Origin of the sequence: Pseudomonas sp. FW305-28 (assembly GCF_017351395.1) — a bacterium.
In the GTDB taxonomy this organism is placed as follows: Bacteria; Pseudomonadota; Gammaproteobacteria; order Pseudomonadales; family Pseudomonadaceae; genus Aquipseudomonas; species Aquipseudomonas fluorescens_AA.
Genome location: NZ_JACNDD010000223.1, coordinates 1 through 7,347 on the forward strand (window position 1 = coordinate 1; position 7,347 = coordinate 7,347).

Sequence of the window (7,347 nt, forward strand, 5' to 3'; positions counted from 1 at the left end):
GGAGCGAGCTTGCTCGCGATGAGCGCGACTCGGTGTCAGCCCTCGACTCGCCACTGCACCCACGGTGATCGTACAACCACGTTGCGCTATGATGTTGTCATTCAGCCGCTTGCCGAGACACAGACACAATGGAAAACCCGATCGACATACCCCGCCTTCCCCGCAAGCGCCGCAGCCTGGCGCAGGAGCTGGTGACGGTGCTGACCGAGCAGATTCGCGATGGCCTGCTCAAGCGTGGCGATAAATTGCCCACCGAGTCGGCGATCATGGAAGCCCATGGCGTCAGCCGCACCGTGGTGCGCGAGGCGATTTCCCGGTTGCAGGCCGCCGGCCAGGTGGAAACCCGCCATGGCATCGGCACCTTCGTGCTGGACACGCCCAGCCCGAGCGGTTTTCGCATCGACCCGGCCACGGTCGTCACCTTGCGGGACGTGCTGGCGATCCTGGAGTTGCGCATCAGCCTGGAAGTGGAATCCGCCGGGCTCGCGGCGCAACGCCGTAGCGAAGAGCAACTGGCGACGATGCGCGCCGCCCTCGACGCCTTGAAGGAAAGTGCCGCCCACGCCAGCGACGCGGTGGCCTCGGACTTCGCCTTCCACCTGGAAATCGCCCTGTCCACCGGCAACCGCTACTTCACCGACATCATGACCCACCTGGGCACCAGCATCATCCCGCGTACCCGGCTGAACTCGGCGCGCCTGGCCCACGACGACCACCAGCACTACATGGATCGCCTGAGCCGCGAGCACGAGGAAATCTACGAAGCCATCGCCCGCCAGGACTCCGACGCGGCCCGTGCGGCCATGCGCTTGCATCTGACCAATAGCCGCGAGCGGCTGCGCCAGGCTCATGAAGAGGCCCAGGCCCAGGGTTGATCTGACCAGTCGAGCCACCGCTATCGCGAGCAGGCTCGCTCCCACAGTGATTTCTTGTGATCACTGGATTAAAGTCCGCCACAAAATCCCCCTGTGGGAGCGAGCTTGCTCGCGATGGCGGAGGGGCAGCTTATAGATAGGCTGGATGAGTGGCCTATTCGCGAGCAAGCTCGCTCCCACAATTGATCTCCTGTGGTCTCTGGATTCAGGTCCGCCACAATCCCCCTGTGGGAGCGAGCCTGCTCGCGATGGCGTCGGGTCAGCCGCCGCCGTGCCTGGGCGCCTAGGGCTCGATCTTCAACTTCACCGACGGGTCGGAATACAAGTCATACCCCGACTCATTGGCAAACCGGTAGCGCAGTTCAACCTGCCGGCCCAGATACTTTTGCAGTTCCGCCTTGGGCACGGTGACTTTCAGCCCCGTCAGTTTCACCATGCCGTCGTTGGCATCGTCCCAGGTGCCGGCCGCCACCTGCTGGCCGGACCAGTCGGGATGATCCTTGTTGGCGCCGAGAATCGGGTAGACCGACCAATCGGCGGAGATTTCATTCGAGTCAGGAATCTGGACTTCCAGATTGGCCCCCAGCTTCGACAGGTTGATCGTGACCTTCTCGGCGGGTTTGTTGCCTGAGAACTGGGTGAGGATGGGCAGTGCAAAATTAGCCATGGTGTCTCTCCCTGTGAGGCGACCGTGCACGTCGCATACGGTGACTCACTGTTAGATAGCTAGCCAGAAAACACCGGCCGGGCGGTCGCACGGCCACTGCTGCGTTATGCCGGCAACACACCGTCACGCCTACTGGCAGAGTCGACAGTGCTGACGAACGGTCCGTCGGCCTTTTTTACCCTTCGATGACGAAATGCAGTTGACGCAGATTATTTAAGTTGTACGATGACCTACAACTTCTGGCCGAAGCTTAACCATCTCACACAATCATTTGCGTCCCAGGGTGTTCGAATAATGAATCCACAAGAACTGAAGTCCATCCTCTCGTCTGGCCTGCTGTCGTTCCCGGTCACCGATTTTACTGCCCAAGGCGATTTCAATCGCGACAGTTACATCAAGCGCCTCGAGTGGCTGGCCCCGTATGGCGCCTCTGCATTGTTCGCAGCGGGCGGCACCGGTGAATTCTTCTCCCTGGCCGCCAGCGAGTATTCGCAGGTCATCAAGACCGCCGTCGATACCTGCGCCACCAGCGTGCCAATCCTTGCCGGTGTTGGCGGTGCCACCCGCCAGGCCATCGAATACGCTCAAGAAGCCGAGCGCCTGGGTGCCAAGGGCCTGCTGCTGCTGCCGCACTACCTGACCGAAGCCAGCCAGGACGGCGTTGCCGCCCACGTTGAAGCCGTGTGCAAATCGGTAAAAATCGGCGTGGTGGTGTACAACCGCAACGTCTGCCGCCTGAACGCCACTCAGCTGGAACAACTGGCCGAGCGCTGCCCGAACCTGATCGGCTACAAGGATGGCCTGGGCGATATCGAACTGATGGTGTCGATCCGTCGTCGCCTCGGCGATCGTTTCAGCTACCTGGGCGGCCTGCCGACCGCTGAAGTCTACGCCGCGGCCTACAAGGCCCTGGGCGTGCCGGTCTACTCCTCGGCGGTGTTCAACTTCATCCCGAAAACCGCGATGGACTTCTACCACGCCATTGCCCGCGACGATCACGAGACCGTCGGCAAGATCATCGACGACTTCTTCCTGCCTTACCTGGACATCCGTAACCGCAAGGCCGGTTACGCGGTGAGCATCGTCAAGGCCGGCGCGAAAATCGTTGGCTACGACGCAGGTCCTGTGCGCACGCCGCTGACCGATCTGCTGCCAGAAGAATACGAAGCCCTGGCCGCGCTGATCGACAAGCAAGGCAAGCAATAACAGACCCGACAAGGCCGCTGAGTAATCAGCGGCTTTTTGCGTAAGGCTTGATCGTTCCCACGCGCTGCGGGGGAACGCCTCAAGACCAGACAGGCTTTTTGTTAGGAGGAGCATCCGTGGCAGATTCAAAGCGTTTCGATAACTACATCAACGGTCAGTGGGTGGCCGGTGCCGACTATTGCACCAACATCAACCCGTCTGACTTGTCCGATGTCATCGGTGAATACGCCAAGGCTGACGCAGCGCAAGTCAATGCCGCCATCGAAGCCGCCCGCGCCGCCTTCCCGGCCTGGTCGACCTCGGGCATCCAGGCCCGTCACGATGCGCTGGACAAAGTCGGCAGCGAGATCCTCGCCCGCCGCGAAGAACTCGGCCAATTGCTGGCCCGGGAAGAGGGCAAGACCCTGCCTGAAGCCATCGGCGAAGTGACCCGCGCCGGCAACATCTTCAAATTCTTCGCCGGTGAATGCCTGCGCCTGTCGGGCGATTACGTGCCGTCAGTGCGCCCAGGCGTCAACGTCGAAGTCACCCGTGAAGCCCTCGGTGTGGTCGGCCTGATCACCCCGTGGAACTTCCCGATCGCCATCCCCGCGTGGAAGATCGCCCCGGCCCTGGCCTACGGCAACTGCGTGGTGATCAAGCCCGCCGAGCTGGTGCCGGGCTGTGCCTGGGCCCTGGCCGAGATCATTTCCCGCGCCGGTTTCCCGGCCGGTGCGTTCAACCTGGTGATGGGCAGCGGCCGCGTGGTCGGTGAAGTCCTGGTCAACAGCCCGAAAGTCGACGGCATCAGCTTCACCGGTTCCGTGGGCGTGGGCCGGCAGATCGCGGTCAACTGCGTGTCGCGCCAGGCCAAGGTGCAGTTGGAGATGGGCGGCAAAAACCCGCAGATCATCCTCGACGACGCCGACCTCAAGCAAGCCGTCGAACTGGCGGTGCAGAGCGCGTTCTATTCCACCGGTCAACGTTGCACGGCCTCCAGTCGCCTGATCGTCACCGCCGGCATCCACGACAAGTTCGTTGCGGCCATGGCCGAGCGCATGCAGTCGATCAAGGTCGGTCATGCGTTGAAGGCCGGCACCGACATCGGCCCGGTGGTTTCCGAAGCCCAGCTCAGCCAGGACTTGAAGTACATCGACATCGGCCAGAGCGAAGGCGCGCGGCTGGTGAGCGGTGGTGGTTTGGTGACGTGCGACACCGAAGGTTACTTCCTGGCGCCGACCCTGTTCGCCGACAGCGAAGCGTCGATGCGCATCAGCCGCGAAGAGATCTTCGGCCCGGTGGCCAACGTCGTGCGCGTGGCCGACTACGAGGCGGCGCTGGCGATGGCCAACGACACCGAGTTCGGTCTGTCCGCCGGTATCGCCACCACCTCGCTGAAGTATGCCAACCACTTCAAGCGCCATTCCCAGGCGGGCATGGTGATGGTCAACCTGCCCACCGCCGGCGTGGATTACCACGTGCCGTTCGGCGGGCGCAAAGGTTCGTCCTATGGTTCGCGTGAGCAAGGTCGCTACGCGCAAGAGTTCTACACCGTGGTTAAAACTTCTTACATCGGATCGTAAGTGCGACACCGCCAGGGCGGGTGATCCCGTCCTGGCGTCACAATCTGCTGACCCGCATAAAAATAAATAGTGGGAGTACATCTACATGCAAGCGACCAAGCCGACACACGTCCGCTATTTGATCCTGCTCATGCTGTTCCTGGTGACGACGATCAACTATGCCGACCGTGCCACCATCGCCATCGCAGGCTCCAGCCTGCAAAAAGACCTCGGCATCGATGCCGTCACCCTCGGTTACATCTTCTCCGCTTTCGGCTGGGCCTATGTGGCCGGGCAGATCCCTGGCGGCTGGCTGCTCGACCGTTTCGGGTCGAAAAAAATCTATGCCTTGAGCATTTTCACCTGGTCGCTGTTCACCGTGCTGCAAGGCTATGTGGGTGAATTCGGCATGTCCACGGCCGTGGTTGCGCTGTTCATGCTGCGCTTCCTGGTTGGGCTGGCCGAAGCGCCGTCCTTCCCGGGCAACGCACGGATCGTCGCCGCCTGGTTCCCCACCGCAGAACGCGGCACCGCCTCGGCGATCTTCAACTCGGCGCAGTATTTCGCCACCGTGTTGTTCGCACCGCTGATGGGCTGGATCGTCTACCGTTTCGGCTGGCAGCACGTGTTCATCGTGATGGGCGTGATCGGCATCGTGTTCTCGCTGATCTGGCTGAAAGTGATCTACAGCCCGCGTCAGCACCCGATGATCAACGAGGCCGAGTTCAATCACATCGCCGCCAACGGCGCGATGGTCGACATGGACCAGGACAAGGGCAAGGAAAAGAAAGCCGACGGTCCGAAGTGGGATTACATCCGTCAACTGCTGACCAATCGCATGATGCTGGGCGTTTACCTGGGCCAGTACTGCATCAACGGCATCACGTACTTCTTCCTGACCTGGTTCCCGGTGTACCTGGTGCAGGAGCGCGGCATGACCATCCTCAAGGCCGGTTTCATCGCGTCCTTGCCGGCCATCTGCGGTTTCATCGGTGGCGTGCTGGGCGGGGTGATTTCCGACTACCTGCTGCGCAAGGGCCACTCGCTGACCTTCGCCCGCAAAGCGCCGATCATCGCCGGCCTGCTGGTGTCCAGCAGCATCGTGGCGTGCAACTACGTGGACATCGAATGGATGGTGGTGGGCTTCATGGCCCTGGCGTTCTTCGGTAAAGGCGTGGGCGCATTGGGCTGGGCCGTGGTTTCCGACACGTCGCCAAAACAGATCGCCGGTTTGAGCGGTGGCCTGTTCAACACCTTTGGTAACCTGGCGTCGATCACTACGCCGATTGTCATCGGCTACATCATCAGCTCCACCGGTTCGTTCAAGTGGGCACTGGTGTTCGTCGGTTGCAACGCGCTGATGGCGGTGTTCAGCTACCTGGTCATCGTGGGGCCGATCAAGCGTGTCGTGCTCAAGGAACCAACGGCCAAGGATGCCGGCATCTCCAGCCTGTCCGAAGCGAAATCCTGAAGGAGCGGCAGCAATGCAATTGATTGAACATGCCGACTCGCCCCGTTACATCCGCTTGCATGAGCGGGACAACGTGGTGATCGTCGTCAACGACCAGGGCGTACCGGCCGGGACCGAGTTCCCGGACGGCCTGGTCACCGTGGACTTTGTGCCCCAGAGCCACAAGGTCACGCTGCAGGATATTCCCGAGGGCGGCGAGGTGATTCGCTATGGCCAGGTCATCGGCTACGCGCTGCAACCGATCCCCCGTGGCAGTTGGGTCAAGGAAGACCAGTTGCGTATGCCCACCGCGCCGCCGCTGGACAGCTTGCCGCTGTCCACTGATGTGCCGGTGGCCGATGCGCCGCTGGAGGGCTACACCTTCGAGGGTTATCGCAACGCCGACGGCACCGTCGGCACGCGCAACATTCTGGGCATCACCACCACGGTGCAGTGCGTGACCGGGGTGCTGGACCATGCGGTCAAGCGCATCAAGGATGAGCTGCTGCCCAAGTACCCGAACGTCGATGACGTGGTGGCGCTGACCCACAGCTACGGCTGTGGGGTGGCGATCACCGCCACCGATGCGTACATCCCGATTCGTACCGTGCGTAACCTGGCACGCAACCCGAACCTGGGTGGCGAAGCGCTGGTGATCAGCCTGGGCTGCGAGAAATTGCAGGCCGGGCAGGTGATGCATGAGGGCGACAGTTCGGTGGACCTCAGCGAGCCGTGGTTGTATCGCTTGCAGGATTCCAGTCACGGGTTCACCGAAATGATCGAGCAGATCATGGAATTGGCCGAGACACGCCTGAAGAAACTCGACCTGCGTCGTCGCGAAACCGTGCCGGCCTCGGAGCTGATCCTGGGCATGCAGTGCGGTGGCAGCGATGCGTTTTCCGGCATCACCGCCAACCCGGCGCTGGGTTATGCCTCGGACCTGTTGCTCCGGGCCGGGGCGACGGTGATGTTTTCCGAAGTCACCGAAGTGCGCGATGCGATCTACCTGCTGACCTCCCGGGCGCAAACCCAGGAAGTCGCCCAGGAGCTGGTGCGGGAAATGGACTGGTACGACCGCTACCTGGCCAAGGGCGAGGCCGATCGCAGTGCCAACACCACGCCGGGCAACAAGAAGGGCGGGTTGTCGAACATTGTCGAAAAATCCCTGGGCTCGATCGTCAAGTCTGGCAGCAGCGCGATCAACGGCGTGCTCGGCCCGGGCGAGCGCTTCAAGCAAAAGGGCCTGATCTTCTGCGCCACACCGGCCAGTGATTTTGTCTGCGGCACCTTGCAACTGGCGGCGGGGATGAACCTGCATGTGTTCACCACCGGCCGGGGCACGCCGTACGGCTTGGCCATGGCCCCAGTGGTGAAGGTCTCGACCCGCACCGAACTGGCCCAGCGCTGGCCGGACCTGATCGACATCGACGCCGGCCGGATCGCCACCGGACGGGCGACCATCGAAGAGTTGGGTTGGGAGCTGTTCCACTACTATCTGGACGTGGCCAGCGGCAAGAAGCAGACCTGGGCCGAGCGGCACAAGCTGTACAACGACATCACCTTGTTCAACCCGGCGCCGATAACCTGATGATGTCGTGAGCGCTGGAG

Annotated in this window: 6 protein-coding genes; 5 read left to right on the forward strand and 1 reads right to left on the reverse strand. The window is 62.0% G+C overall.

Features of this window, described 5'->3' with window-relative positions:
* Window positions 1–128: 128 nt before the first annotated feature.
* Window positions 129–875, forward strand: a complete 747-nt coding sequence (locus J4E53_RS29015; protein WP_103311194.1) for a FadR/GntR family transcriptional regulator — start codon at window positions 129–131, stop codon at window positions 873–875.
* 283 nt (window positions 876–1,158) lie between these two features.
* Here J4E53_RS29015 and J4E53_RS29020 read toward each other — a convergent pair whose 3' ends face one another.
* Complete coding sequence (locus tag J4E53_RS29020) at window positions 1,159–1,542, reverse strand: hypothetical protein (protein ID WP_060739178.1); 384 nt, start codon at window positions 1,540–1,542, stop codon at window positions 1,159–1,161.
* A 294-nt stretch (window positions 1,543–1,836) separates the two neighbouring features.
* Between J4E53_RS29020 and kdgD the strand changes: the two genes are divergently transcribed.
* The 4 genes from kdgD (at window position 1,837) to garD (ending at window position 7,327) form a co-directional block, all read left to right on the forward strand.
* Window positions 1,837–2,748 carry a 5-dehydro-4-deoxyglucarate dehydratase gene (gene kdgD / locus J4E53_RS29025; protein WP_014336610.1) on the forward strand — a complete coding sequence of 304 codons (912 nt, stop codon included), beginning with the start codon at window positions 1,837–1,839 and terminating at the stop codon, window positions 2,746–2,748.
* A 116-nt stretch (window positions 2,749–2,864) separates the two neighbouring features.
* Complete coding sequence (locus J4E53_RS29030) at window positions 2,865–4,310, forward strand: aldehyde dehydrogenase family protein (protein ID WP_060739176.1); 1,446 nt, start codon at window positions 2,865–2,867, stop codon at window positions 4,308–4,310.
* Window positions 4,311–4,395: 85 nt separating this feature from the next.
* Window positions 4,396–5,760 carry an MFS transporter gene (locus J4E53_RS29035; protein ID WP_060739175.1) on the forward strand — a complete coding sequence of 455 codons (1,365 nt, stop codon included), beginning with the start codon at window positions 4,396–4,398 and terminating at the stop codon, window positions 5,758–5,760.
* Window positions 5,761–5,773: 13 nt separating this feature from the next.
* The gene (gene garD, locus J4E53_RS29040) at window positions 5,774–7,327 is read left to right on the forward strand and encodes a galactarate dehydratase (RefSeq protein WP_103311196.1); all 1,554 of its coding nucleotides are present in this window, start codon (window positions 5,774–5,776) and stop codon (window positions 7,325–7,327) included.
* Window positions 7,328–7,347 lie beyond the last annotated feature (20 nt).

Coding starts and splice junctions, on each gene's coding strand:
- J4E53_RS29015 (WP_103311194.1), top strand. CDS start 129: ATGGAAAACCCGATCGACATACCCCGCCTTCCCCGCAAGCGCCGCAGC.
- J4E53_RS29020 (WP_060739178.1), bottom strand. CDS start 1,542: ATGGCTAATTTTGCACTGCCCATCCTCACCCAGTTCTCAGGCAACAAA.
- kdgD (WP_014336610.1), top strand. CDS start 1,837: ATGAATCCACAAGAACTGAAGTCCATCCTCTCGTCTGGCCTGCTGTCG.
- J4E53_RS29035 (WP_060739175.1), top strand. CDS start 4,396: ATGCAAGCGACCAAGCCGACACACGTCCGCTATTTGATCCTGCTCATG.
- garD (WP_103311196.1), top strand. CDS start 5,774: ATGCAATTGATTGAACATGCCGACTCGCCCCGTTACATCCGCTTGCAT.